General features: G+C 62.1%; 25 protein-coding genes. 12 read left to right on the top strand and 13 right to left on the bottom strand.

The window, feature by feature from the left end; genetic code table 11:
- Positions 1 to 3: 3 nt before the first annotated feature.
- Both urtE and ACQZ2L_RS20470 read left to right on the top strand, forming a co-directional pair.
- A complete protein-coding gene (urtE, locus tag ACQZ2L_RS20475; protein ID WP_430327600.1) occupies positions 4 to 702 on the top strand; it encodes an urea ABC transporter ATP-binding subunit UrtE in 699 nt (232 codons plus the stop codon).
- A gap of 31 nt (positions 703 to 733) precedes the next feature.
- A complete protein-coding gene (locus ACQZ2L_RS20470; protein ID WP_430327599.1) occupies positions 734 to 1,285 on the top strand; it encodes an N-acetyltransferase family protein in 552 nt (183 codons plus the stop codon).
- Here ACQZ2L_RS20470 and ACQZ2L_RS20465 read toward each other — a convergent pair.
- The gene (locus ACQZ2L_RS20465; protein ID WP_430327598.1) at positions 1,272 to 1,577 is read right to left on the bottom strand and encodes a chaperone modulator CbpM; all 306 of its coding nucleotides are present in this window, start codon (positions 1,575 to 1,577) and stop codon (positions 1,272 to 1,274) included. The two genes, ACQZ2L_RS20470 and ACQZ2L_RS20465, sit on opposite strands and share 14 nt — an antisense overlap.
- 2 nt (positions 1,578 to 1,579) lie before the next feature.
- A complete protein-coding gene (cbpA, locus tag ACQZ2L_RS20460) occupies positions 1,580 to 2,542 on the bottom strand; it encodes a curved DNA-binding protein (protein ID WP_430327597.1) in 963 nt (320 codons plus the stop codon).
- Positions 2,543 to 2,706: 164 nt separating this feature from the next.
- On the opposite strand from cbpA, the gene ACQZ2L_RS20455 reads away from it, so the two are divergent.
- On the top strand, positions 2,707 to 3,978 hold the full coding sequence (locus ACQZ2L_RS20455; protein ID WP_430327596.1) for an Hsp70 family protein: 1,272 nt from the start codon (positions 2,707 to 2,709) through the stop codon (positions 3,976 to 3,978).
- A gap of 164 nt (positions 3,979 to 4,142) precedes the next feature.
- Here the strand turns inward: ACQZ2L_RS20455 and ACQZ2L_RS20450 are convergent, their stop codons facing one another.
- The 3 genes from ACQZ2L_RS20450 to ACQZ2L_RS20440 all read right to left on the bottom strand — a co-directional run bounded on the left by ACQZ2L_RS20450 (position 4,143) and on the right by ACQZ2L_RS20440 (position 6,469).
- A complete protein-coding gene (locus ACQZ2L_RS20450; protein WP_430327595.1) occupies positions 4,143 to 5,150 on the bottom strand; it encodes an AI-2E family transporter in 1,008 nt (335 codons plus the stop codon).
- 71 nt (positions 5,151 to 5,221) lie between these two features.
- Positions 5,222 to 5,494 (bottom strand): PsiF family protein, encoded by a 273-nt coding sequence (locus ACQZ2L_RS20445; RefSeq protein ID WP_430327594.1) that lies wholly within the window; start codon positions 5,492 to 5,494, stop codon positions 5,222 to 5,224.
- 84 nt (positions 5,495 to 5,578) lie between these two features.
- Entirely contained in the window at positions 5,579 to 6,469 is an 891-nt protein-coding gene (locus ACQZ2L_RS20440; protein WP_430327593.1) for an esterase/lipase family protein, read from the bottom strand.
- Positions 6,470 to 6,591: 122 nt separating this feature from the next.
- Here ACQZ2L_RS20440 and osmE point away from each other — a divergent pair, with 122 nt between their 5' ends.
- Together osmE and ACQZ2L_RS20430 are read left to right on the top strand one after the other, a co-directional pair.
- The gene (gene osmE / locus ACQZ2L_RS20435; RefSeq protein ID WP_101316004.1) at positions 6,592 to 6,933 is read left to right on the top strand and encodes an osmotically-inducible lipoprotein OsmE; all 342 of its coding nucleotides are present in this window, start codon (positions 6,592 to 6,594) and stop codon (positions 6,931 to 6,933) included.
- A 43-nt stretch (positions 6,934 to 6,976) separates the two neighbouring features.
- Positions 6,977 to 7,507 (top strand): ferritin-like domain-containing protein, encoded by a 531-nt coding sequence (locus tag ACQZ2L_RS20430; protein WP_101316002.1) that lies wholly within the window; start codon positions 6,977 to 6,979, stop codon positions 7,505 to 7,507.
- A 60-nt stretch (positions 7,508 to 7,567) separates the two neighbouring features.
- Here ACQZ2L_RS20430 and ACQZ2L_RS20425 read toward each other — a convergent pair whose 3' ends face one another.
- Positions 7,568 to 9,631, bottom strand: coding sequence for an AsmA family protein (locus ACQZ2L_RS20425; RefSeq protein WP_430327592.1), 2,064 nt, complete (start codon positions 9,629 to 9,631; stop codon positions 7,568 to 7,570).
- A 328-nt stretch (positions 9,632 to 9,959) separates the two neighbouring features.
- On the opposite strand from ACQZ2L_RS20425, the gene ACQZ2L_RS20420 reads away from it, so the two are divergent.
- The 4 genes from ACQZ2L_RS20420 to ACQZ2L_RS20405 all read left to right on the top strand — a co-directional run bounded on the left by ACQZ2L_RS20420 (position 9,960) and on the right by ACQZ2L_RS20405 (position 12,844).
- The gene (locus ACQZ2L_RS20420) at positions 9,960 to 10,370 is read left to right on the top strand and encodes a phage infection protein (RefSeq protein ID WP_430327591.1); all 411 of its coding nucleotides are present in this window, start codon (positions 9,960 to 9,962) and stop codon (positions 10,368 to 10,370) included.
- Between the two features lie 122 nt (positions 10,371 to 10,492).
- Positions 10,493 to 11,125 carry an HTH-type transcriptional repressor FabR gene (gene fabR / locus ACQZ2L_RS20415; RefSeq protein WP_103435870.1) on the top strand — a complete coding sequence of 211 codons (633 nt, stop codon included), beginning with the start codon at positions 10,493 to 10,495 and terminating at the stop codon, positions 11,123 to 11,125.
- 58 nt (positions 11,126 to 11,183) lie between these two features.
- Positions 11,184 to 12,293 carry an AGE family epimerase/isomerase gene (locus ACQZ2L_RS20410; protein WP_430327590.1) on the top strand — a complete coding sequence of 370 codons (1,110 nt, stop codon included), beginning with the start codon at positions 11,184 to 11,186 and terminating at the stop codon, positions 12,291 to 12,293.
- A 77-nt stretch (positions 12,294 to 12,370) separates the two neighbouring features.
- Positions 12,371 to 12,844 (top strand): hypothetical protein, encoded by a 474-nt coding sequence (locus tag ACQZ2L_RS20405; RefSeq protein WP_430327589.1) that lies wholly within the window; start codon positions 12,371 to 12,373, stop codon positions 12,842 to 12,844.
- Between the two features lie 37 nt (positions 12,845 to 12,881).
- Here ACQZ2L_RS20405 and ACQZ2L_RS20400 read toward each other — a convergent pair whose 3' ends face one another.
- The 6 genes from ACQZ2L_RS20400 to ACQZ2L_RS20375 form a co-directional block, all read right to left on the bottom strand.
- Entirely contained in the window at positions 12,882 to 13,649 is a 768-nt protein-coding gene (locus tag ACQZ2L_RS20400; RefSeq protein ID WP_430327588.1) for an SDR family oxidoreductase, read from the bottom strand.
- 710 nt (positions 13,650 to 14,359) lie between these two features.
- Entirely contained in the window at positions 14,360 to 15,076 is a 717-nt protein-coding gene (locus tag ACQZ2L_RS20395) for an ABC transporter ATP-binding protein (protein ID WP_103435867.1), read from the bottom strand.
- Entirely contained in the window at positions 15,073 to 15,948 is an 876-nt protein-coding gene (locus ACQZ2L_RS20390) for an ATP-binding cassette domain-containing protein (protein WP_101315989.1), read from the bottom strand. The genes ACQZ2L_RS20395 and ACQZ2L_RS20390 overlap by 4 nt, the downstream gene beginning before the upstream one ends.
- The gene (gene livM / locus ACQZ2L_RS20385; RefSeq protein WP_430327587.1) at positions 15,945 to 17,234 is read right to left on the bottom strand and encodes a high-affinity branched-chain amino acid ABC transporter permease LivM; all 1,290 of its coding nucleotides are present in this window, start codon (positions 17,232 to 17,234) and stop codon (positions 15,945 to 15,947) included. Before livM ends, ACQZ2L_RS20390 begins: the two co-directional genes overlap by 4 nt.
- A 2-nt stretch (positions 17,235 to 17,236) precedes the next feature.
- The gene (locus ACQZ2L_RS20380; RefSeq protein ID WP_101315985.1) at positions 17,237 to 18,151 is read right to left on the bottom strand and encodes an ABC transporter permease subunit; all 915 of its coding nucleotides are present in this window, start codon (positions 18,149 to 18,151) and stop codon (positions 17,237 to 17,239) included.
- Positions 18,152 to 18,305: 154 nt separating this feature from the next.
- Positions 18,306 to 19,442 (bottom strand): branched-chain amino acid ABC transporter substrate-binding protein, encoded by a 1,137-nt coding sequence (locus ACQZ2L_RS20375; RefSeq protein ID WP_430327586.1) that lies wholly within the window; start codon positions 19,440 to 19,442, stop codon positions 18,306 to 18,308.
- Between the two features lie 554 nt (positions 19,443 to 19,996).
- Between ACQZ2L_RS20375 and pncB the strand changes: the two genes are divergently transcribed.
- Together pncB and nadE are read left to right on the top strand one after the other, a co-directional pair.
- Positions 19,997 to 21,202 (top strand): nicotinate phosphoribosyltransferase, encoded by a 1,206-nt coding sequence (gene pncB / locus ACQZ2L_RS20370; protein WP_430327585.1) that lies wholly within the window; start codon positions 19,997 to 19,999, stop codon positions 21,200 to 21,202.
- A gap of 3 nt (positions 21,203 to 21,205) precedes the next feature.
- Entirely contained in the window at positions 21,206 to 22,033 is an 828-nt protein-coding gene (gene nadE / locus ACQZ2L_RS20365; protein ID WP_430327584.1) for an ammonia-dependent NAD(+) synthetase, read from the top strand.
- A gap of 64 nt (positions 22,034 to 22,097) precedes the next feature.
- Here nadE and azu read toward each other — a convergent pair whose 3' ends face one another.
- Positions 22,098 to 22,553, bottom strand: a complete 456-nt coding sequence (gene azu / locus ACQZ2L_RS20360) for an azurin (RefSeq protein ID WP_430327583.1) — start codon at positions 22,551 to 22,553, stop codon at positions 22,098 to 22,100.
- Between the two features lie 346 nt (positions 22,554 to 22,899).
- Between azu and ACQZ2L_RS20355 the strand changes: the two genes are divergently transcribed.
- Positions 22,900 to 23,487, top strand: coding sequence for a TIGR00730 family Rossman fold protein (locus ACQZ2L_RS20355; protein WP_430327582.1), 588 nt, complete (start codon positions 22,900 to 22,902; stop codon positions 23,485 to 23,487).
- Positions 23,488 to 23,530: the final 43 nt, after the last annotated feature.

Raw genomic sequence — 23,530 nt, 5'->3', positions numbered from 1 at the left:
CACATGCTGAAAATCGATACCTTGCATCAGTACTACGGCGGCAGCCATATCCTGCGTGGCCTGTCATTCGAGGCCAAGGTCGGTGAAGTGACCTGCCTGCTCGGGCGTAACGGGGTCGGCAAGACCACCTTGCTGCGCTGTTTGATGGGCCTGGTGCCGGCGCGCGAAGGCAGCGTGCACTGGGAAAACCAGCCGATCACCAGCCTCAAGCCGCAGCAGCGGGTGCATGCCGGCATCGCCTACGTGCCACAGGGGCGCGAGATCTTTGCCCGGCTGACCGTTGAAGAGAACCTGCTGATGGGCTTGTCGCGCTTCCCGGCCCGCGAGGCGCGCGAAGTGCCGGCATTTATCTACGAGCTGTTCCCGGTGCTCGAGCAGATGAAGCAGCGCCGTGGCGGTGATTTGTCCGGCGGCCAGCAACAGCAGCTGGCCATCGGCCGCGCCCTGGCCAGCCGGCCACGCTTGCTGATCCTCGACGAGCCTACCGAAGGCATCCAGCCCTCGGTGATCAAGGAAATCGGCGCGGTGATTCGCAAGCTGGCCGACCGTGGCGACATGGCCATTTTGCTGGTCGAGCAGTTCTATGACTTTGCCGAGGAGCTGGCCGACCAGTACCTGGTGATGGCCCGCGGCGAGATCATCCAGCAGGGCCGTGGCGAAAACATGCAGGCTGAAGGTGTGCGCGGGTTGGTAACCATTTAATCTGCAGGCAATCCTTCTGCGAGACGTCGTCATGAGCTACCCGATTCGCGATGCCCAGGCTGCCGATGTGCCGGGCATTCTCGCCATCTACAACGATGCCGTGCGCAACACCACGGCGATCTGGAACGAGACACCGGTGGACCTGGCCAACCGCCAGGCCTGGTTCGCGGCGCGGGCTGAGCAGGGTTATCCGATCCTGGTGATGGCTGATGACAGCGGCGTGCTGGGTTATGCGTCATTTGGCGATTGGCGGCCGTTCGAGGGGTTTCGACATACCGTCGAGCATTCGGTGTATGTGCGCGATGATCAACGTGGCAAGGGCCTGGGGCCGTTGCTGCTGGCGGCATTGATCGAGCGTGCGCGTGGCTGCGGCAAGCATGTGATGATGGCCGCGATCGAGAGCGGCAATGCAGCGTCGGTGCGGCTGCATGAGCGGTTGGGGTTTGTCGTGACCGGGCAGATGCCGCAGGTCGGCATCAAGTTTGGTCGCTGGCTGGACCTGACCTTCATGCAACTGATCCTGAACCCCGCTCCTACAGGTACGCGCCAGCCGATGATGCCGCAGCGGATCACATCTGGGTAAACCGCCCCAAGCGCTGGCGCAGCATGGTGTTTTCGCTACGCAGGTGCTGCACTTCTTCCAGCAACTCCAACGCCAGCGCCACGCCTTCCCACTCCAGTTCCAGCTCCTGATGCAGCTTGACCGCGCGCTTGAGGGTTACCGGCGCGCGGTCGTCGAACAGCCAGTCTTCCGGCGTTCGCCCCGATGGTTGAACAATGCCGTGCTCGACGATTTCGATCACCCAGTCAGCCGTGATATCGGCTTCCTGGCAGAGGGTGCGCATGTCCAGTTGAACGATCAGGGTGCTGCTCATGATCAACTACTCCATTGAGTCCTCGGGTTGAACGCGGCCTTCTCGGCAAGCTTGGCCCACAGTTCACGGGTGGCGTCGTCCGACTGCGCCGGCATCACCACCTTCAGTTGCGCGTACAGATCACCGCGCTCGCCCTGCTTGTTGCTCAAACCCATGCCTTTGACGCGCAGGCGCTGGCCGCTCTGGCTGTCCGGGCGGATGGTCAGGTTGATCTTGCCGGTCAGGGTCGGTACCGCGACCTTGGTGCCCAGCGCGGCTTCCCACGGCGCCAGCGGCACGGTGATGATCAGGTCATGGCCCTCGACATCGAACAGCGGATGCGGCGCCATGCGAATGGTCAGGAACAGATCGCCATTGGCGCCACCGCCAACCCCTGGCGCGCCCTGGCCTTTGAGGCGGATGCGCTCGCCGTCGGTGACCCCGGCGGGGATCTTGACGTTGAGGGTCTTGGTGGTGAACCCGGTGCGCTGCCCGGCGGCGTTGGTCTGCGGGATCTGGAAGCTGATCTGCTTGGACTCTTTGTTCAGGGTTTCCTCAAGGAAAACCGCCAGCTCCAGTTCCACGTCCTGCCCTCGTCTGCCCGCACTGCGTTGCTGTTGCTGCTGTCCGCGTCCGAACGGGCTGCCGCCACGTGCGCCAAAGATCGAGCTGAAGAAGTCGGAGAAGTCGCCGCCTTCAAAACCATTGTCCGCGCCAGCGCCGCGACCCTGCCAGCCAGGCGGGGCCTGGAACGGCCGGCCGTGCTGGCCGCCATACTTGCGGATCTCGTCGAATTCAGCGCGTTTCTGCGCGTCACCGAGCACTTCGTAGGCCTCGTTGGCCTCTTTGAACTTGTCCTCGGCGTCGCGCTCCTTGCTGACATCGGGGTGATACTTGCGGGCCAGCTTGCGGTACGCGGCCTTGATCGCCTTATCGTCCGCGGTGGGCTCTACGCCGAGTATCTTGTAATAGTCTTTGAAGTCCATCTATGGATCACCAGTGTGAATTTGCGTGTTGCATCTGAAGATAGGGACCAAGCATAGCCTTTCAAGGGCGGTTTGGGGTTGCCGTGGAGCAGACGACTGGTCTTGATTCTGCTGGCAAAGGGCATAAACTGCGCGGCCGTTTTGCCTCCGGAAGTAAATTGTCCATGTCCGACGTATCCCCGGCCCGTGCCCTGGGCATCGATTTTGGCACCTCCAACTCCACGGTCGGCTGGCACCGCCCGGGTGCCGAGTCGCTGATCGCCCTCGAGCAAGGCAAGATCACCTTGCCCTCGGTGGTGTTCTTCAATATCGAGGAGCGTCGCCCGGTGTACGGCCGCCTGGCCCTGCACGAATACCTCGAAGGCTACGAAGGGCGCCTGATGCGCTCGCTCAAAAGCCTGCTCGGCTCCAAGCTGATCAAGCATGACACCAGCGTGCTCGGCACCGCCCTGCCGTTCAAGGACCTGCTCGGCATGTTTATCGGCGAGCTGAAAAAACGCGCCGAAGCCGACGCTGAGCGCAGCTTCGAGCAAGTCGTGCTGGGCCGCCCGGTCTTCTTCGTCGACGATGATCCAGCGGCCGACCAGGAAGCCGAAGACACCCTCGCCGACGTCGCGCGCAAGATCGGTTTCAAGGACGTCTCGTTCCAGTACGAGCCAATCGCCGCAGCGTTCGACTACGAGTCCGGCATCAGCCGCGAAGAGCTGGTTCTGATCGTCGATATCGGCGGTGGTACCTCCGACTTCACCCTGATCCGCCTGTCGCCCGATCGCCACCATCTGGCCGAGCGCCAGAGCGATATTCTCGCCACCGGCGGCGTGCACATTGGCGGTACCGACTTCGACAAGCAGTTGAGCCTGCAAGGCGTGATGCCGCTGTTCGGCTACGGCAGCAAGATGAAGAGCGGCGCGCTGATGCCAACCAGCTACCACTTGAACCTGGCTACCTGGCACACCATCAACGCCGTGTATTCGCAGAAGTCACAGCTGGCGCTGGGCAACATGCGCTATGACATCGAAGACGCGCTGGGCATCGATCGCCTGTTCAAGCTGATCGAGCAGCGTGCCGGGCACTGGCTGGCGATGGAGATCGAAGCCAGCAAGATCGAGCTGACCGATCAGCCCAGCCGCCAGATCGACATGCGCCGGGTCGAGCCGGAACTGACCGTCGAGCTGACCCGCGCGTTGTTCGAGGACGCCATTGGCGGCCTGCTGCAACGGGTCCGTGGCAGCGTCAGCGAATTGCTGAACAAGGCTGGCGTCAGTGAGAGCCAGGTCGATACGGTGTTCTTCACCGGCGGCTCAAGCGGCATCCCGGCGCTGCGCAACAGCGTAGCGGCAATGTTGCCCAATGCCCGTCACGTTGAAGGCAATATCTTCGGTAGCATCGGCAGTGGTCTGGCGATTGAGGCGCGTAAGCGTTACGGCGCGGTGTAGGGCTCTGAAATTGCGTCTCGGTTGAGTATGTCGGGGCTGCTTTGCAGCCCTTTCGCGACACGAGGCCGCTCCTACAGGGACCGCGCAAGCAGGTAGTTCGCGGTCCCCTGTAGGAGCGGCCTCGTGTCGCGAAAGGGGCGCAAAGCGCCCCCAAAATCTCAGCCTCACACCAACTCAGCGCGGCGCAGCTCACTTTTCAGATACGCATAATAGATCGGCCCAGCCACCACCCCAGGCAAGCCGAACGCCGCCTCGAACACCAGCATCGCCAGCAGCAACTCCCACGACTTGGCCCTTATCTGCCCGCCGACGATCCGCGCGTTGAGGAAGTACTCGACCTTGTGGATCACGATCAGATAGCCCAACGCCGCCAGCGCCACCCAGATCGACAGCGACAAGCCGACAATGGTGATCAGCGTGTTCGACATCAGGTTGCCGATCACCGGCAGCAGGCCGAGCAGGAAGGTCAGCACGATCAGGGTCTTGGTCAGCGGCAGGTGCACGCCGAACAGCGGCAGCACCACGGCGAGGAAGATCCCGGTGAAGAAGGTGTTGAGCAGCGAGATCTTGATCTGGGCGAAGACGATATTGCGAAACGCCTGCACCAGCAGCGCCAGCCGTTCGAACATCGCCGCGGCCAGTGGCTTGCGCCGGGAGATATCCGGGATGCGCTGCAAGGCGACGATGGCACCGAGGATCATCCCGATCAACAGGGTGACGAACATGTGCGCCATGCCCTTGCCAACCAGCTGCAGCTCGCCCAGGTGGCTCCTCAGCCATTCGCCAATGGCCACCTTGAACTCGGCCGCACTGGCCGGCAGGTAGCCTTCGATGAACGGCGGCAACTGGCTGCGCGCCTGCTCCACCAGCAGCATGAACTTGTCCAGCGAGGCGCCAGGGTTTTCCGCTTCATGCAGCAGGAAGCTGAACGCGCCAGCAATCAGCAAGGTCAGGCTCAGCACCACCAAGGTGCCCAGCAACGCCACTGCCAGCCAACGCGCGCGCTGCCCGGCAATGATCGGCTGTAGCCGTGGGGTAAGCATATTGACCAGTTCGAACACCAGCAGGCCGGCGAGCAGGCTTGGCAACAACTTCAACGGCAGGGCCAGCAACAGGCCGGCAAAGACGATGATCCAGCTGGCCAGGGTGACCTGGCGAGGGGTGAAAGTCATACAGCCTCAGGGGCAGACAGCGGAAAAGAATCGCAGTCTGCCAGCCTTCGGCGCGCAAACATAGATACAGCTCATTTCTTCTTCAGGCAGGTACTCATGAATGCTTTGCGCTCGTCACCCTTGAGGGTCTTCTCGGTGGCAGTAGCGTTGCAGCGGCTCATTTTCTCCTGCTGGGTGACCTTCAGACACTTGCTCATGAACGCCTTGCGCTCATCACCCTTGAGGGTCTGCGCAGTGGCGTCGGCGTTACAGCTCTTCATCTTTTCCTGCTGGGCGGTGGCGGCAAAGCCCTGCGCGCAGATCAACATCCCCAATACCAGCAATGGCGCTTGCAGTCGCTTCATGGAGTGGTCTCCTTGTTCCGCGCCCGATGCACGGATCCAAGCCTGAGTGTAGCCAACTATTTCCACCTGCCAGCGTCGGCGCCATCAGAGCCCCGCGGCTTTCAGGCGCACAGCGTGCTCGGTAAACAGCCGCACCGGTTCGGCGCCCTTGCCCACCGCGCCAAGTGACTGGTTGACGATGTCCAGATGATCCAGCGGGTGGTCATCGCCCAGCACCTGGCCCAGGTGCGAGCTGTTGCGCCCGACCATGCCGTCGCACTGGCCTTTCTCGCGGACGAAGCTGCGGGCGAACAGGCGGCAGAAGCGGTTGCTGCCGTCAAAGCGGTTGCGGCCCTGGTCGGTCAGGCCGGGCTGGAGCGTGCCCGACCACGAGTAGTAGCGCACGCCATTGACCTCATAGGCGCCCTCGCCGCCCCATTGCTGCGGCACGCCCTGTGGATAAGCCTGGTTGAACAGCGCCACCCCGGCGCAGGTCAGCGACTGATGCGAAGCGTGCACATCGATCGGCAGCCGCTCACGGCGCCAGCCTGTTTCCAACCAGCCCATCAACCGCGCCAGGCCGTGCAACACGACGCGCAGCATACGCCCTTTGGGCGAGTGGCCAGGCGCTGTGCGTTCGAGGTGGTCGGCCAGCTCCGAGCCGTGATTGGGCCCCGCTACCGACGTCACCGAGGCGACCCGGTCTGGCCGCTTGGCAGCAGCATAGCGCGCGCTGAGTGCGCCCTGGCTGTGGCCGATCAGGTTGACCTTGGCGGCGCCGCTGCGCTGGCAGATGTCTTCGATGATCGCCAGCAACTGCTCGCCACGCACCTCGCTGGAGTGCAGCGGCGACAGCTGCACCGGATAGACCTTGGCCCCGCCACGGCGCAGGGCCGCAACGATGCCGAACCAGTACGGATAAACCAGCAATCGCACAAAACCGAGCATGCCCGGCACCAGCACCACTGGGTATCGCGTCGCCAGATCCTGCTTCATCGCTGTCTCCTCGGGCTTGACCGTGCGCCAACACTAACGCGAGCTAGATGACGGCCACAATCGAACTCCTGAGCCGCGCTGCGGTTCCAATCCTGCACACACCCTGAGCAAGGAGCGGGACCATGTACAAACAGACTTTGGCAATCCTTCTGGCCAGCGCAACCCTGGCCGCCTGCGGCAGCCGCCCGGAAAACCCGGTGGATTACGTTACCTACCGTGACGAGCCGCTGGTCAAGCAGGTCGAGAACGGCATGACCATGCAGAAGGTAATCGCCATCGGTGGCAGCCCGTCGATGGTCATTGACCTGCCCAACGGCGGCACCTGCAACGACTACATCCTCAACCGTGATGGCCATCAGCAGCCGTACTACGTGCGCTTCGATGCCACCGGCCATGTCGATGCCAAAGGTTTCAAGACCTGCAAACAACGCGAAGAAGACAAGAAAGCCGCAACTGGCGCCTGAGTCTTCCTGAAGCCCTGACCACCCTGATATCTCGGAGATGAGCATGAGCAACGTTGAACTAACTGATAAACACACCCTGCGCGAACGCGCCCGCCAGCACGTTGAAGACGGCGCCGTGACCGAAGGCTATAGCGCCGACCGCGAGAAGATCATCCAGCTGCTCAACGAGTCGCTGGCGACCGAGCTGGTGTGCGTGCTGCGCTACAAGCGCCACTACTTCATGGCCAGCGGGATCAAGGCAGCAGCAGCTGCTGACGAGTTCCTCGAGCACGCCACCCAGGAAGCCGAACACGCCGACAAACTGGCCGAGCGTATCGTCCAGCTGGGCGGCGAGCCGGACTTCAACCCGGATAACCTGAGCAAGAACTCCCACGCGCAGTACGTCGCGGGCAACTCGCTCAAGGAGATGGTGCTGGAAGACCTGGTAGCTGAACGCATCGCGGTCGACAGCTACCGCGAAATCATCCAGTACATCGGCGAGAGCGACCCGACTACCCGTCGCATCTTCGAAGACATCCTGGCCCAGGAAGAAGAGCACGCCGATGATATGGCCGACCTGCTCAAGGGTCTGTGATCCGCTAGCGATTTGGCCTCTGCCCGCAATCGCGGTGCAGAGGCCGATATCCAACCCGCCTTACTTCTTCGTCTTGACCTCAGCCGGCGCCTTGCCGGCTTTCATTTGCTCGAGCAATGGCGTGCACTGGTTCTGCTCGCCGTCACCCGGTGCAATCAGCGCCAGTAGCCCTGCTGCGGGGCCAATCGCAACACCCAGGGCAACCATGCCGGCGCCGCGCAAGGCCAGCGGCAGCGCCTGCACACCAGCACTGGGTTTGGCGAACTTGCCGCGTACGTACAGCGGCGAGCGCAGCGAGAACAGACGCAGGCCCTTGGACTCCGGGGTGATCTTCAGGTCGAGTTGTTCGCTGGCCAGGTTGACCGTGCCATCGACATAGATGATTGCGTTCTCGGTATCGAAGACAAATACGCGCGTACTCGCCAGGCCGTCCTTGATGCCAACATCGGCTGCTGCGCAGTTGATCTGCACATCCTTGTCGCCGAACAGTTTACCGACCACGTAGTTACCCACGTTAAGGCCAGCCAGCTCCATCAGCTCGCGGCTGATGGCGCCATCGTTGATCAGCATGCGCATCTCGCCGTTGGCGGTGCCGAGCAGCGCCGCGACCGAATTGCCGCGCCCGCTGATATCGGCATCGCCGTTGAGCTGACCAAAGCTGGTCTGCATCGGCGCAAAGCCCGGGAACAGCTCCTTGAGCTTGAAGCCACGCGCAGTCAGCCGGGCCCGGCCCTGCATCGGCACGTTGCGCCCGTCCAGGCGGATGTTGGCGGCGAGGTTGCCCCCAGCCACGCCAAAGCGCAGCGGCTGCAGGCGCAGCAGGCCGTCATCGAGGATCAGGTGCACGGCCAGGTCGTTGAATGGCAACTTGGAGCTGTGCACGATGCGCTTGCCGCTGAAGCTGACGTCGGCATCCATTGCACGCCAGCGCTCGGTCCGAAACTCTTCGACCGGCAGCACTTTGTCGCCTGGCTGCTTGCTGGCACCGCCACGGGCCTTTTGCTCGGCGTTGGAGTCAGCGCCGATCAAGGGAGCAAGGTCCTTGAACAGCAGTTGGTTGGAGACCAGCTTGCCGCTCAGTTTGGGCCGCGGCTTGCTCGCGACAAAGGCCAGATCGCCATGAATATCGCTGTCGCCGATCTTGCCGTTGAAGCCTTCATAGCTGAACCGCGCACCCTCGGCGGCGTGCAGGTTGGCCAGCAGATGGCCGTCGGTGGAGTACGCCGGCGTGTCCGGCAGGGTCACGCCCGTCAGCGGGAAGAGGTTGCCCAGGCTAGCGCCGGACAGCTTCAGCCGCAGGTCCAGCGCGCCCAGGTTACGCGGGTCGGTCAGGGTGCCGGCGACCACCACATGGGTGTCGGCAATACGCACGTCGGCCTGCAGCGGGAACGGCTGGCTGGCGTCCTGCAGCGCCAGCAGGCCGCCGATCTTGCCGGTGCCGGATACCGGCTGATCCTTGTAGCGGCCGCTGGCTTTGAGGCCAAAGGCATAGTCCTGAGCGCCGGCGCTTTTCTCGGCGCGGGCCTTGCCGACGATCTCGCTGAACGGGATTGGCTTGCCCAGCGGGTCGATCTGCACTTTCATGTCGGCCTTGAGGATCTGGTCGTTGTAGCTGACATTGCCCTGATCAAAACCGATGGCGCCGATATCCAGCACCCATTTCGACGGTTCGGCATTTTCATCCTTGGGCCCGAAATCGAAGGTCCAGTTGGCGCGGCCATCGGCCAGGCGGGTCAGGCTGGCGTTGGGCTTGGTCAGGTTGATGCGCGGGATGACAATGTGCTGAACGATCAGCGGCAGCGGTGACAGGCGAAATTCGACCTTCTCCAGGCCGACCATCTGCGGCTGTTTGAGCCACTCCGGGTTGCCCAGGGTCAGGTCCTCGGCAATGAAGTGCGGCCATGGCACCCAGGCGCGCCAGCCGCCTTCTTCGGGCTCGGTGCGCCATTTGACGGCGAGGTTGCCGTTGATCGCGAACGGTCGCTGCAAGGCGGCCGAGACTTTCTCATTGAGAAACGGCTTGGCGCGGTTCCAGTCGAAGGTGGCGATCACCACCACCAGGATCGCCAGCAAGGTGATCAGTGTGGCGAGGGTCCAGGTGATGATTCTGGCGGGGCGCGTCATTGCGTGATTCTCCTGACTGCATGGCTCATGGCGCCACGACGGTGACACTTAACAAGTGGGACTGATGAAAAGCCGCTGGGTTTAATCCATGGCGCATTCTAGCCAGGAATTTTCTGTCGACCTCATCAACTTTGCGGTGAGATTGACGGGTTGCCAAGTGGCTCAGTGGCATGCGCGAAGCGCCGAAATGCCTGGGCTAGAGGCGCTGCTGCAACAGTATCAATCCCGTCGATTGTTACCATTATCCTTATGAACTTTTCTCTGGCGGTGCGGCGGGTAGCATTGGCTTCGTACCCACTTTCCAGCCCTCCAGAGGAGCGCCCTGATCATGAAACGCCAATTACTGCTTAGCCTTGCCCTGTCCATCGCAGCCACCAGTGCCTTCGCCTTGCCTGGTCAGGAGCAGCACCTGACCGCCGAATCGCGCTCCAGCGACGCCGCCGCCGTGCAAACCCTGAATACCCTTGCCGAAGGTGGCTCGGATCGTTTGATCGAACGTACTGACCGCGTAGCTGAAGGCGGCTCTGATCGCCTGATCGAACGCACTGGCCGCGTCGCCGAAGGTGGCTCGGATCGCCTGATCGAGCGCACTGGCCGCGTCGCTGAAGGTGGCTCGGACCGTCTGATCGAGCGCAGTGGCCGAGTAGCCGAAGGTGGCTCCGACCGCCTGATCGAGCGTAATGGCCGAGTAGCCGAAGGTGGCTCGGATCGTCTGGTTGAACTCAGCCGTGTGAGCTGATTGCCATGGCAGAAAAGGTCGATCCTCGATACTGCGCCTGCTACCCTCCAAGCCCGGTCCATTGACCGGGCTTTGTTTTTTTATCCAGAATAACCCGTCGTACAGCCACAGAAGCCTGCCCCATGCTGCCTCGCGCCGAACAGAAGCTCCAGACCCGTCAAGCCCTGCTGGACGCTGCCTGCCAGTTGATGGAGAGCGGCCGTGGCTTTGGCAGCATCAGCCTGCGCGAAGTGGCCAAGACCGCCGGCATCGTGCCCACCGGTTTCTATCGCCACTTCCCCGACATGGACGCCCTCGGCCTGGCCCTGGTCGAAGAAGTCGACGCGACCTTCCGCCATGCGATCCGCCTGGTGCGGCAAAACGAATTTGAAATGGGCGGCATCACCGATGCCTCGGTACGCATCTTTCTCGACATGGTCGCCGCGCACCGCACTCAGTTCCTGTTTCTCGCCCGCGAGCAGTACGGTGGCTCGCAGCCGGTGCGCCAGGCCATCGCTCGCCTGCGCCAGCACATCAGTTCCGACCTTGCCACTGACCTCGGCCTGATGCCGCGCTGGAAGCACCTTGATGCGGCAGCCCTGGAAGTGATGGCCGACCTGGTGGTCAAGACCGTGTTCGCCACCCTGCCCGAGCTGATCGACAGCCCTGACCCGCACACCGCCCAGCCGCTCAGCGCGCAAGAGAAGATCACCCAGCAACTGCGCTTCATCTTTGTCGGTGCGCGCCACTGGCAGGGTTTGAGCAGCCCCGGCTGACGACCCTTGGCCGCTAGCTGCTATCATGGCGCCCTGCCCGATTGCGACGAGCGTTGCCATGTCCGACCCCCGCCCCACCCTGCCCGAGCTGAGCACCCGCCTTGCACACTTCCGTCAGCATTTCGCTGAACGCATCGTGCCGCTGTGGCAAGGCCCAGGCTGGAACGACGAACTGGCTCTGCCCTTCGAAGCCCTCGATGAACAGCACCAGCCGTTACCGGTACAGCGCTACCGGGCGATGGCCGTCGCGCGTCAGCTGTACCTGTTCAGCAGCCGCATCGAGCAAGCCGGCGCCGCCGAGCGCGCTGCAGCGTTGTTCCGTTCGCTGCAGCGCCACTTCCATGATGCCGAGCACGGCGGCTGGTTCTACAGCGTGGACGCTGCCGGCAAGCCGCTGGACCGGCGCAAGGACCTGTACACCCATGCGTTCATCGTGTTCGCCTGCGCGCATTACTGGGGCAAGGTGCAGGAGGGGCTGGTCGAGGCCACTCTGAACGCAGCGCTGGAAGTGGTAGCCGAACGCTTCGCTCGCGACGACGGCCTGTATGAAGCAAGCCTGAGCGAGGACTGGGCCGACCTGGGCAGCGGCCCGCTGCAAAACCCGCAGATGCACCTGGCCGAGGCCTTCCTGCAAACCCTCGCAGTACGCGACGATCAGGACGTGCAGCAAGCGCTGCTGCAACTGTGTGAGGCGCTGCAAACGCACTTCATCGAGCCCGAACACGGCCTGATGCTGGAAAAACCGCGCGGTGATGTGGATAACTGGTTCGAGCCTGGGCATCAGTTCGAGTGGTTCTACCTGCTCGAAACATCGCCGCTGCTCAACGGCGGCGCGCTGCATGGGTCGATCGCCCGTGGCTTTGATTACGCCGAGCGCCATGGCGTGATCAATGCGGCGGTACTCGCCAGCCTGGATATCCACGGCAAGATACTCGACCCGACTCAGCGTATCTGGGCCAAGGCTGAATACCTGCGCGCGTTGGCATTGCGCCCGGGCAGTGAGCAGGAGCTGTTGCAACAGCTACGCTCGCTGGAGGACAAGTTCCTGCATGCAGGCGGCTGGCGCGAGTGCCTGGACGCCACAGGCGCGGTCAGCCGGCACGACATGCCGTCGACCACGCCTTATCACCTGGCGACCTGCCTTGAAGGGCTGGCGAAAAAGGCTTGACCTAGTATTTTTACCAGTACCCGCCGGCCAGCAGCGTTGATAGTGTTGTTTCACTATTCATTATCGAGTGACTACCCATGGCGACCAGCGAGCTGGGCACGATCAAGCGTCAGCTGGCGGAGTTCATCGAAGGCAAGACCGATAGCGCCGCCAACAACATTCGCACGCTGAAACCGCGGCACGACCATTTCGCCCAGGGCCAGCTGAGCGTGTGCCAAAGCCAGCCGCAGGCGCCGCTGTCCTCTGCGCTCAACCCACAGGCCACGCTCACTCCGCGCAACCAGGCCCTCGAATCATTCGTTGAGTCGAGGATCAACGCCACGGCGGGGATCATCTGGGGCAACAAGGCCTGCGAAGGGCAGCAGCAGGCGTTTGGCCAGGTCAACTATCTGCTGAGCGTGCGCCGGATGCTCGACGGAACCGCCACCAGTGAGGACGTCGGTTTGCACACTGCAATCAGCCATGTCCTGAGGGAGCTCAAGGTTCTCGACCTGCTTGAGAACAACGGACTGTTGCAAACGGGGCAGAGCTACACTCAGCTGTTCAAGTGAACTGGCAACCGGCAGCGCAGCTGCCGGCTTCGCCTCCTCAGCCTTTGTTCGCGCGATCGATCGAGAACCCAGCCCAATCCTGACTTACCGGCATCAACTCAAGGCTGTTGATGTTGATGTGCGCCGGCTGGTTGAGAATCCAGAAGATGGTCTCGGCGATGTCCTGCGGCTGGATCGCTTCGGCGCCAGCGTAGGTTGCATCGTACTTGGACTGATCGCCACCGAAGCGCACCAGTGAAAACTCGCTTTCGCACAGGCCAGGCTCGATGTTGCTGACCCGCACGCCAGTACCGCGCAGGTCGCAGCGCAGGCTCAGCGAGAACTGACCGACAAACGCCTTGGTGCCGCCGTAGACGTGGCTGCCAGGGTATGGATAGTTACCTGCCACCGAGCCCACGTTGAGGATCGACGCGCCACGACCATAAGCGATCAGCCGCGGCAGGAGCAGGCGGGTGGTGTACATCAGGCCCTTGATGTTGGTGTCGACCATGGTGTCCCAGTCGTCCAGGTCGCACTTCTGCGCAGGGTCTGCACCCAGTGCCAGCCCGGCGTTGTTGACCAGCCCGCGCAGCTTGTCGAACGCAGGCGGCAGGTTGGCGATGGCCTGTTCCATCGCCGCACGGTCGCGCACGTCGACCACGATGCCATGCACGTCGGTCTTGGCCGACAACTCGGCGCACAGCGCATCCAGGCGCTCTTTACGGCGGCCGGTCAGGACCAGCTTCCAGCCAGCGTCGGCAAACAGGCGGGCTGTGGCCTCGCCGAAACCGGAAGTGGCGCCCGTGATGAATACGGTAGACGTCATGCTGTTCTCCTTCGCAATGGGGTGTCGTCGGCAGGCCTTGAAGCATGCCCGTGGCCGGCCCAGCCAGCAAGCCGTTTAAGCGCCTGGTCAAAAAACGTACATAGTGCGCAAAGCCACGCGGCACAAGGCGCGGTGCAGGCTATGCGCATGTTATCCACAGGCCTTTCCCCACAGAATGGGGGCAACTTGCAACCAGCCCGGACGCGGTCCCTGTAGGAGCGGCCTTGTGTCGCGAAAGGGCTGCGGAGCGGCCCCAGACCTCAGCTTCGCCGCCGAAATCGCCGGGCCCGCTTTGCGGGCCTTTCGCGACACAAGGCCGCTCCTACAGGGACTGCGTGCACTTTATAAAGGTTGAGTCGAGCAAAGCCATGCTAGCTGCCACTTGCAGCAGTCTGTCCAAGGCTTTTGCACAGAGTTATCCACAGCTTGGATACACGCGAAATCCATCTTCTGCAGAGCCAATCTGGGCGCCGTTACAGGCATTTAAATAGCATTGATCAAAATATGATCCATCCTCTACAGGCCTCTAACACAAAGGGCTGCAACAGAGTGCCACCATGTTGTCCACAGGCAGTTCCACTCGATCCGTGGACAAGTTTCAACCTGTGCAAACAAGGGCTTGGCGAGGGATTTGAAGAAGCGAAATCAACGGTGTGCGACAAGTTGTCCACATTTGCTGGAAGAAGGGGCCGCATGGCGACCCCTGAACATCAATGGCCGCCGAGATAGGCGTTGCGCACATCCTCGTTGACCAACAGCTCCTGGCCGGTGCCGGTCATGCGGATCTCGCCGTTCACCATCACATAGGCGCGGTCCGACAGCTTCAAGGCATGGTTGGCGTTCTGCTCCACCAGAAAGATGGTCATGCCGCTTTGGGCCAGCTCGCGCAGGGTGGCAAAGATCTGTTTGACCACGATCGGTGCCAGGCCCAGCGACGGCTCATCAAGCAGCAGCAGCTTGGGCCGGCTCATCAGTGCGCGGGCGATAGCCAGCATCTGCTGCTCGCCGCCGGACATGGTCATGGCCCGCTGGCTGCGGCGCTCCTTGAGCCGCGGAAACAGCTCGTACATGCGCTGCATGTCTTCGCTGGCATGCTTGTCGCCGATGGGGATGGTGCCCATCATCAGGTTTTCCTCGACGGTCATGTCGGGGAACACCCGGCGCCCTTCCGGCGACTGGGCAATGCCGTTGGAAGCGATGAAGTGCGGCGATTTGCGGGTGATGTCGGTGCCGCGATAAAGGATTTGCCCGGAGGCTGCCCGTGGCTGGCCAAAGATCGACATCAGCAACGTCGACTTGCCGGCACCGTTGGCGCCGATCAGGCTCACCGTCTCACCCTCGTTGATGTGCATTGAGACCTTTTTCAGGGCCTGGATCGGCCCGTAGAACACGTCCAGCTCTTTCAGTTCGAGAATGGGTGCACTCATACCAGTTCCTCTTCATCTGCACCCAGGTAGGCGGCGATCACCGTCGGGTTGTGGCGGATTTCCTGCGGCGCGCCTTGCGCGATCACCGTACCGTGATCGAGCACAACGATATGGTCGGAGATGCTCATGACCATGCCCATGTCATGCTCGATCAGCACCACGGTGATGTCGTGCTCGTCGCGCAGCACGCGGATCATCCGGCTCAGTGCCTCGGTTTCCTGCGGGTTGAGGCCGGCGGCCGGTTCGTCCAGGCAGATGATCTTGGGCCGGGTACACATGGCCCGAGCGATCTCCAGACGGCGCTGCTGGCCGTACGACAACTCGCCAGCCAGGCGGTTGGCGCAGTCGACCAGGTCGACCACTTCGAGCCAGTAGAAGGCGTGGTCCAGCGCATCGCTTTCGGCTTTGCGGTAGCTCTTGGTGTTGAGCACGCCAGCGAGCAGATTGCGGTTGACCCACATGTGCTGCGCCACCAGCAGGTTCTCTACTACCGACATTTCCTTGAACAGACGAATGTTCTGGAAGGTCCGCGCCAGCCCGGCGCGGTTGACCAGGTGGGTTCCGCCGAACATCTTGTAGTACACGCGGCTGGCAAAGCGCGCCGGCGACACGAAGTCGCTGGGCTGGAAGCGCTCGCCCAGCAGCTGGATCACGTCAGTCTGGTTACCGCGCAGGTTGAGCTGGATGCGCCCGCCGCTGGCCTTGTAAAAGCCGGTCAGGCAGTTGAACACGGTGGTTTTGCCGGCGCCGTTGGGGCCGATCAAGGCAAAGATCTGGTTGCGCCTGACCTGCAGGCTGACGTCGCTCAATGCCTTGATACCGCCGAACTGCATCATCAGGTGTTCGACCGAGAGAATGACTTCGTCGCTCATGGCGCCACTCCTTTACGCGGGACTACCCCGGTGCGGCTGATGCGGATCAGCCCTCGCGGTCGCCAGATCATCATCAGCACCATCAGTACCCCGAACAGCAGCACGCGGTATTCCGAGAAACTGCGCAGCAACTCAGGTGCCACGGTCAGCACGAAGGCCGCAATCACCACACCTACGGTTGAGCCCATGCCGCCCAGCACCACGATGGCGAGGATCAATGCCGACTCGAAGAAGGTGAACGAAGACGGGTTGACGAAGCCCTGGTAAGTGGCAAAGAACACCCCCGCCAGGCCCGCGGTAGAGGCGCCCAGGGTGAATGCCGAGAGTTTTACCAGCACGTGGTTCAGGCCCATCGAGCGGCACGCGATCTCGTCTTCGCGCAGCGCTTCCCAGGCGCGGCCAACCGGCATCCGGGTTAGCCGGTGCTTGATGTACAGCACCGCCAGCACGACCAGGAACAGCACGATGTAGATGAACAGGAATTTCACGTTGGGGTTGTAGTCCAGGCCAAAGAACTCATGGAACGGCACCCCGCCGTCCTTGGCCCGGCGGCCAAACTCCAGGCCGAAGAAGGTCGGCGATGGCGCCGGCATGCCGTTCGGCCCGCCGGTGAACGACAGCCAGTTGTTCAGCACCAGGCGGATGATCTCGCCAAAGCCCAGGGTCACGATCGCCAGGTAGTCGCCGTGCATGCGCAACACCGGAAAGCCCAATATGCAGCCGGCCAGTGCCGCCGCGATGGCCGCCAGCGGCAACACCGTCCAGAAGCCCAGGCCCAGGTACTGGTAACCAAGCGCCAGGCCATAGGCGCCGATGGCATAGAACGCCACGTAGCCCAGGTCGAGCAAACCGGCTAGGCCGACCACGATGTTCAGACCAAGGCCCAGCAACACATAGATCAGGCCGAGAATCACCACTGTCAGCAGGTACTTGTTGGCAAAGATCGGGAACACGATGGCGATCACGATGAGCGCCGGAATGATGTAGCGCAGTCGCGACTTGTAGTCCGGCGCCAGCACATGCACGCCCGAGCCACCACTGTCGAAGCCCTGCAGCATGCGCTGGCCGGTGCCGCTCTGGAAGAACAGGCTGAGCACGAAGCGCCCGACCATCACCGCACCGACCAGCCAGGCCACGCGGGCGGGCTCGGCGTTGAAGGTGTAGCCATCGAGCACCACGCCGACCACCGGGCCGAACACGATCAGCGCCAGCAGGCCGGCGACGATGGTCTCGATCAGGCTGCGTTTGATATCAAAACCGGGAGAAGCAGAATTGGCAGCAGACATGTTCACACCTTAGCCACGAGCGGGCGGCCCAACAGGCCTTGTGGCCGGAAGATAAGGATCAGCACCAGCAGCGAGAAACTGAACACGTCCTTGTAGTCGGAGTTGATCAGGCCGGCGAAGAGTGATTCGGAGATGCCCAGGATGATCCCGCCCAACATGGCTCCAGGCAGCGAACCGATGCCGCCGAGCACTGCGGCAGTGAACGCCTTGATGCCGATGATGAAGCCGGCATAGAAGTCGAAGGTGCCATAGTTCATGGTGATCAATACGCCAGCCAGGGCGGCCATGACGGCGCCGATGACGAACACGTAGGAGATCACCCGGTCGGTGTTGATGCCCAGAATCGAGGCCATTTTGCGATCTTGCTGGGTGGCGCGGCACATCCGCCCAAGCTTGGTGTACTTGATCACGTAGGTGAGCAGGGCCATACCGGCAAAGGCTGCAATCAGAATGAAGATCTTGGTGTAGGTCAGTTGCACGAAGCCACTACCAACCTCGACCCGCAGCGCGCCTTCGAGCAGGGTCGGCACGCCTTGCTGGCGAGCGCCCTGGCTGATCTGCGCGTAGTTCTGCAGGATAAGCGAGATACCGATAGCGCTGATCAGCGGCGCCAGGCGAGTGGAGTTACGCAGGGGTTTGTACGCGATACGTTCGATGGTGAAGCCGTACACACCGGTCACCACCACGGTGAACAGCAGCGTGCCGAGCATCAGCAGCGGGAAGGATTCGACACCGAAATAAGCCAGCAATGCCAGGCTGATTGCCGCCAGGTAGGCGGAAATCATATACACCTCGCCGTGCGCGAAGTTGATCATGCCGATGATGCCATAGACCATTGTGTAGCCGATGGCGATCAGGCCGTAGACCGACCCGAGGGTCAGGCCGTTGACCAGTTGCTGCAGGAAAATACCATCCATAACGCAATCTCGCTGAGTGAGATCGCCCCTGTGCTGGGCACAACCGGGCTGCCGTCAGGCGGCCCGTGTGGTGCAGCACAGGTGCAGATCTACGGATAAAGACAGATACCGCCTGGGCGTCGGCCCGGATCTGTGCCCGGGCCTTGCGCCGTTGTTATTTTTGTTTTTCCAGCTGGTGGTACTTGCCGTCCTTATCCCACTGATAGACCACGTAGTCGGAGATCTTCAGGTCACCCTTGGCGTCCCAGGTCTTCTCGCCCATGACGGTCTGCACCGGGTTGGCCTTGAGCCACTTGGCGGCGTCTTCGCCCTTGTTCGACTTGGCGCCATTGAATGCAGCAGCCAGGGCCTGGACCGAGGCGTAGGCATACAGGGTGTAGCCTTCAGGCTCGGTGCCGTTCTTGCGGAACTGATCCACTACCGCCTTGCTGTCTGGCAGAAGGCGTGGGTCGGCGCCGAAGGTCATGTACACGCCATCGACGTATTGCGCGCCGCCTGCGGTGGTGACCAGTTCGTCGGTAACGATACCGTCATCGGACATGAACTTGACGTCCTTCAGGCCCGCTTCACGCAGCTGACGTACCAGCGGACCGGCTTCCGGGTGCAGGCCGCCGAAGTAGACGACATCGGCGCCGGCGCCACGAATCTTGGTGACCACCGCGCTGAAGTCTTTCTCGCCGCGGGTCAGGCCTTCATACAGCACCGGTTTGACGCCGCGTTTTTCCAGCTGCGCCTTGGTCGCATCGGCCAGGCCCTGGCCATAGGTGTCCTTGTCGTGCAGCACTACGACTTTTTTGCCCTTGAGCACATCAACGATGTAGTCGCCGGCAACAACGCCCTGCTGATCGTCACGCCCGCACATGCGGAACATGGCCGACAGGCCACGCTCGGTGACCTGCGGGTTGGTCGAGCCTGGGGTGATCGCGATGATGCCGGCCTCGTCGTACACCTCGGAGGCTGGGATGGTGTTGGACGAGCAGAAGTGCCCGACCACGCCAACCACTTTCTCCTGGTCGACCAGCTTGTTGGCTACCGCTACGGCCTGTTTCGGTTCGCAGGCGTCATCGCCGGCGACCAGTTTGATCTGCTCACCGTTCACCCCGCCGGCTTTGTTGATCGCGTCGGCCGCAGCCTGCGCACCTTTCATGTACTGCTCGCCAAACGCTGCGTTGGCCCCGGTCATTGGCCCCGCGACGCCGATCTTGATGTCGGCCTGCACATAAGAAGAAACACCCAGTGCCGTTGCCACGGCCAGAGCCAGGAAGCCTTTCTTGTAAAACGTCTGCGACATGAGGTGGTGCTCCTAGAGTCTTTTTTTTGGTTGGCACTACAACGTTCTGCTTGCTGATCAGAGCAAGCGCCGTGCCACTGACTTGGCATTTTGCGCAAACACGCCTGGCAGGCCGGCTGGAGGCTGGCCGCGGGCATCGTTCATTGAGCGTGCAACCGTCTACAACGAGGCGGGCGCCACCATCCCTCCAATATAGGCGCAACCGCTCAGTGCCATCATTGCAACCAGCACCAGTGTTTACGTGCAACCTGCCGGTAACTGTCGACGTCACCGAAGTGCACACCGCTGGTGCGTGACTGCTACGGGGGCACTGTTTCAAGGCTAGTCGCTGCCCGCGCGAACGTCCGGGTTTTGGCAGTTACGGCCCTGTTGCAGGGCTGCGCGACGCTTGCCCGCACCAGCCGCGACACAAGGCCGCTCCTACAGGCTCCGCGCAACGTAAAGGTAATGCGGTCAACCGTGAGTGCCCCTGTGAAGCACAAAGGCTGGCACAATGACGCCCATTCCCGCGCGCTTGCGTCGTTTCAGCAAGCGCCGCCGACCTGGAGCTTTCAATGAGCGAGAGCGCATTCTCCGAGCGCATCGTGCACAACCTGCTCGACACCGATTTCTACAAGCTGACGATGATGCAGGCGGTGCTGCACAACTACCCCGATGCTGACGTCGAGTGGGAGTTTCGCTGTCGCAACGGCGAAGACCTGCGCCCCTACCTGGGCGAGATTCGTCGCCAGATCGAGCTGCTCAGTGAGCTGACCCTGGACGACGGCCAGTTGGCGTTTCTTGAGCGCATCAGCTTCCTCAAGCCAGACTTCCTGCGCTTTTTGCGCCTGTTCCGCTTCAACCTGCGCTATGTCCATCTAGGCATCGAAGACGATCAGCTGTGCCTGCGTCTAAAAGGCCCGTGGCTGCATGTGATCCTCTTCGAGGTGCCGCTGCTGGCGCTGATCAGCGAGGTGCGCAACCGTCATCTGCATCCGCACATGCCGCTGGCGGCCGCCCGCGATCAGCTCTACCGCAAGTTCGACTGGCTCAGGGCCAATGCCAGCGAGGACGAACTGGCCGAGCTGCAGGTCGCCGACTTCGGCACCCGGCGGCGCTTCTCCAGCCGCGTCCAGGAAGAAGTCGTACGGGTGCTGCGCGATGACTTCCCCGGGCGCTTCGTCGGCACCAGCAATGTCGACCTGGCATGGAAACTGGATATCAGGCCACTGGGCACCATGGCCCATGAATGGCTGATGGCCCATCAGCAGCTCGGCCCGCGCCTGATCGACAGCCAGATCGCCGCACTCGACTGCTGGGTCCGCGAGTACCGCGGCCTGCTCGGCATCGCCTTGACCGATTGCATCACCATGGATGCCTTCCTCAATGATTTCGATCTGTACTTTGCCAAGCTGTTCGACGGCCTGCGCCACGACTCCGGCGAGCCGGTGGCCTGGGCGGAAAAGGCCATCGCTCATTACCAGCAGCTAGGCATTGATCCGATGACCAAGACCCTGGTGTTCTCCGACGGTCTCGACCTGCCGCGTGCGTTGCAGATATTCCGCGCCCTGCGTGGTCGCATCAATGTCAGCTTCGGCATCGGCACCAACCTCACCTGCGACCTGCCGGGGGTAGCGCCGATGAGCATCGTGCTTAAAATGACCGACTGCAATGGCTCGCCGGTAGCGAAGATTTCCGACGAGGCCGCCAAGACGCAGTGCCGCGATGAAAACTTCGTCGCCTACCTGCGTCACGTATTCAAAGTTGCCCACAAGGAGTAACCCATGCAAGCCGTTCAGCAAGAGATCGCGCAGCAGCTCAAGGTGCAGCCGCCGTTCGCCGACGCCGCCGCGCTCGACGCCGAAATTGCCCGGCGTGTGGCCTTCATCAAGGACTGCCTGGCCAACGCCCGGCTCAAGACCCTGGTGCTGGGCATCAGTGGCGGGGTCGACTCGCTGACCGCCGCCCTGCTCGCCCAGCGCGCCGTCAATGAACTGCGCGCCAGCAGCGGCGATGACGGCTACCGCTTCATCGCCGTGCGCTTGCCGTACAACGTGCAGCACGACGAACACGACGCGCAGGCCTGCCTGGACGTGATCAAGGCCGATGAAGTGCACACCATCGACATCGCGCCCGCTGTGCTTGGGCTCAAGAGCAAGGTCGATGTGCTGCAGGACGGCGCGCCGGCCATGGTCGATTTCGTAGTCGGCAACATCAAGGCGCGCATGCGCATGGTGGCCCAGTACAGCGTTGCCGGCGCCCGCGCCGGTCTGGTGATCGGCACCGACCATGCGGCCGAGGCGGTGATGGGCTTCTTCACCAAGTTCGGCGACGGCGCCTGCGACCTGGCGCCGCTCAGCGGCCTGGTGAAGAACCAGGTACGCGCCATTGCTCGTGCCTTTGGTGCGCCTGAGTCACTGGTCGAGAAAGTACCGACCGCGGACCTCGAAGACCTCGAGCCAGGCAAGCCGGATGAAGCTGCGCATGGCATCACTTACCAGCAGATCGATGCCTTCCTGCATGGCCAGCCAGTCGACCAGCATGCCTTCGATATCATCGTCAGCACCTACCGCAAGACCCAGCACAAGCGCGAGCTGCCGTTCGCGCCTTGATCTGCGGCGATAAAAAAGCCCGGCCGCGACGTTGATCGCGACCGGGCTTTTTCTGTGGCGTGGCTTACTTGACCACGACCTTGCCTTTCATCATCGAGATGTGGCCTGGGAAGGAGCAGAAGAAGCCGTAATCACCGCCGGCCTCCAGCTTGGAGGTGTCGAAGGTGATTTTGTCACTCTCTCCAGCGCCGATCAGCTTGGTGTGGGCGATGATTCGCGCGTCGCCGTCCTTCAAGTAACCTTTATCGATACCTGCGGACAATCCATCAGTGGCAATCGGCTGCATGTCGGCAGTCTTGCTGACCACCAGGTTATGGCCCATGACGTTCTTCGGCAGGTTGCCGGAGTGGGTCAGGGTCACGGTGAATTTCTTGCAGCTCTTGTCGACGGTGAATTCTTTGCTGTTGTAGGACATCTGGTCAGTCGAATCAATGGTCACCGCGCACTTGTCTTCATCGGCTGCAAACACAGAAGCGCTGGCGAGGGTCAGCAGGGATACCGCTACAGCTTTCGCAAACATCGTGAATCTCCTTGGCAGGGTTTATCAATTGCGAGTCTGCCTGAAAGCGGAACGAGCGTGCCTGATATGCATCAAGGCAGTGTTCGGCCGGCAGCCAGTAAATTTGTTCTATGGATTGTATACAACCAATCTAAGTGCACATCATGCCTGTATAACCGACGATGGGACAACCTCTCATTTAGGAGCAAACGACATGTCCCTTGGTAGCCTGATGAACAGCCTGCTCGCCGCGTACGCCCATGGCGCCACTGGCGCGGCCTGCGAGTTTTCCCGCCCCGAATAAATCCGATCTTGGAAGCGACAGGCATGCGCTTTACCCTTGAACGTCTGTGAAGGGAGAGAAGCAATGCCTGTACGTTCCGTTTGTGTGTTCTGCGGCGCCAGTATCGGTGCCAATCCTGCCTACCGCGCAGCGGCGGTTGCCCTTGGTGAAGCGATTGCCCGCCGTGGCCTGCGCCTGGTCTACGGCGGCGGCGCGGTCGGCCTGATGGGCGTGGTTGCCGACGCGGCGATGGCGGCCGGTGGTGAAGTGGTCGGGATCATCCCGCAGAGCCTGCTGGACGCCGAGGTCGGTCACAACGGCCTGAGCCGGCTGGAAGTGGTCGACGGCATGCACGCGCGCAAGGCGCGCATGGCCGAGCTCAGCGATGCCTTCATCGCCCTGCCGGGTGGCCTGGGTACGCTGGAAGAGTTGTTCGAGGTGTGGACCTGGGGGCAACTGGGCTATCACGCCAAGCCGCTGGGGCTGCTCGATGTGAACGGCTTTTATACCAAGCTGGGCGACTTCCTCGACCATATCGTCGAGGAGGGTTTTGTCCGCCCGCAGCATCGGGCGATGCTGTTGCTCGAGCAGCAGGCCGATGTGCTGCTGGATGGCATGGAGCAGTTCGTCGCGCCGGTGGTGCCGAAGTGGGTCGACAAGGCACCTGATTGATACTGCAGCTTACTTGGGGCCGCTTTGCGTCCCTTCGCGGCGG

Origin of the sequence: Pseudomonas shirazensis, assembly GCF_050496565.1 — a bacterium.
GTDB classification, from domain to species: domain Bacteria; phylum Pseudomonadota; class Gammaproteobacteria; order Pseudomonadales; family Pseudomonadaceae; genus Aquipseudomonas; species Aquipseudomonas shirazensis_A.
This window is presented reverse-complemented; position numbering and strand designations above follow the sequence as displayed.

Coding starts and splice junctions, on each gene's coding strand:
- ACQZ2L_RS20375 (WP_430327586.1), bottom strand. CDS start 19,442: ATGTCGCAGACGTTTTACAAGAAAGGCTTCCTGGCTCTGGCCGTGGCA.
- pncB (WP_430327585.1), top strand. CDS start 19,997: ATGAGCGAGAGCGCATTCTCCGAGCGCATCGTGCACAACCTGCTCGAC.
- ACQZ2L_RS20380 (WP_101315985.1), bottom strand. CDS start 18,151: ATGGATGGTATTTTCCTGCAGCAACTGGTCAACGGCCTGACCCTCGGG.
- ACQZ2L_RS20400 (WP_430327588.1), bottom strand. CDS start 13,649: ATGACGTCTACCGTATTCATCACGGGCGCCACTTCCGGTTTCGGCGAG.
- ACQZ2L_RS20410 (WP_430327590.1), top strand. CDS start 11,184: ATGTCCGACCCCCGCCCCACCCTGCCCGAGCTGAGCACCCGCCTTGCA.
- azu (WP_430327583.1), bottom strand. CDS start 22,553: ATGTTTGCGAAAGCTGTAGCGGTATCCCTGCTGACCCTCGCCAGCGCT.
- ACQZ2L_RS20420 (WP_430327591.1), top strand. CDS start 9,960: ATGAAACGCCAATTACTGCTTAGCCTTGCCCTGTCCATCGCAGCCACC.
- ACQZ2L_RS20430 (WP_101316002.1), top strand. CDS start 6,977: ATGAGCAACGTTGAACTAACTGATAAACACACCCTGCGCGAACGCGCC.
- ACQZ2L_RS20470 (WP_430327599.1), top strand. CDS start 734: ATGAGCTACCCGATTCGCGATGCCCAGGCTGCCGATGTGCCGGGCATT.
- ACQZ2L_RS20390 (WP_101315989.1), bottom strand. CDS start 15,948: ATGAGCGACGAAGTCATTCTCTCGGTCGAACACCTGATGATGCAGTTC.
- ACQZ2L_RS20455 (WP_430327596.1), top strand. CDS start 2,707: ATGTCCGACGTATCCCCGGCCCGTGCCCTGGGCATCGATTTTGGCACC.
- ACQZ2L_RS20355 (WP_430327582.1), top strand. CDS start 22,900: ATGCCTGTACGTTCCGTTTGTGTGTTCTGCGGCGCCAGTATCGGTGCC.
- nadE (WP_430327584.1), top strand. CDS start 21,206: ATGCAAGCCGTTCAGCAAGAGATCGCGCAGCAGCTCAAGGTGCAGCCG.
- ACQZ2L_RS20465 (WP_430327598.1), bottom strand. CDS start 1,577: ATGAGCAGCACCCTGATCGTTCAACTGGACATGCGCACCCTCTGCCAG.
- cbpA (WP_430327597.1), bottom strand. CDS start 2,542: ATGGACTTCAAAGACTATTACAAGATACTCGGCGTAGAGCCCACCGCG.
- fabR (WP_103435870.1), top strand. CDS start 10,493: ATGCTGCCTCGCGCCGAACAGAAGCTCCAGACCCGTCAAGCCCTGCTG.
- ACQZ2L_RS20395 (WP_103435867.1), bottom strand. CDS start 15,076: ATGAGTGCACCCATTCTCGAACTGAAAGAGCTGGACGTGTTCTACGGG.
- ACQZ2L_RS20440 (WP_430327593.1), bottom strand. CDS start 6,469: ATGAAGCAGGATCTGGCGACGCGATACCCAGTGGTGCTGGTGCCGGGC.
- ACQZ2L_RS20405 (WP_430327589.1), top strand. CDS start 12,371: ATGGCGACCAGCGAGCTGGGCACGATCAAGCGTCAGCTGGCGGAGTTC.
- ACQZ2L_RS20450 (WP_430327595.1), bottom strand. CDS start 5,150: ATGACTTTCACCCCTCGCCAGGTCACCCTGGCCAGCTGGATCATCGTC.
- livM (WP_430327587.1), bottom strand. CDS start 17,234: ATGTCTGCTGCCAATTCTGCTTCTCCCGGTTTTGATATCAAACGCAGC.
- ACQZ2L_RS20445 (WP_430327594.1), bottom strand. CDS start 5,494: ATGAAGCGACTGCAAGCGCCATTGCTGGTATTGGGGATGTTGATCTGC.
- osmE (WP_101316004.1), top strand. CDS start 6,592: ATGTACAAACAGACTTTGGCAATCCTTCTGGCCAGCGCAACCCTGGCC.
- urtE (WP_430327600.1), top strand. CDS start 4: ATGCTGAAAATCGATACCTTGCATCAGTACTACGGCGGCAGCCATATC.
- ACQZ2L_RS20425 (WP_430327592.1), bottom strand. CDS start 9,631: ATGACGCGCCCCGCCAGAATCATCACCTGGACCCTCGCCACACTGATC.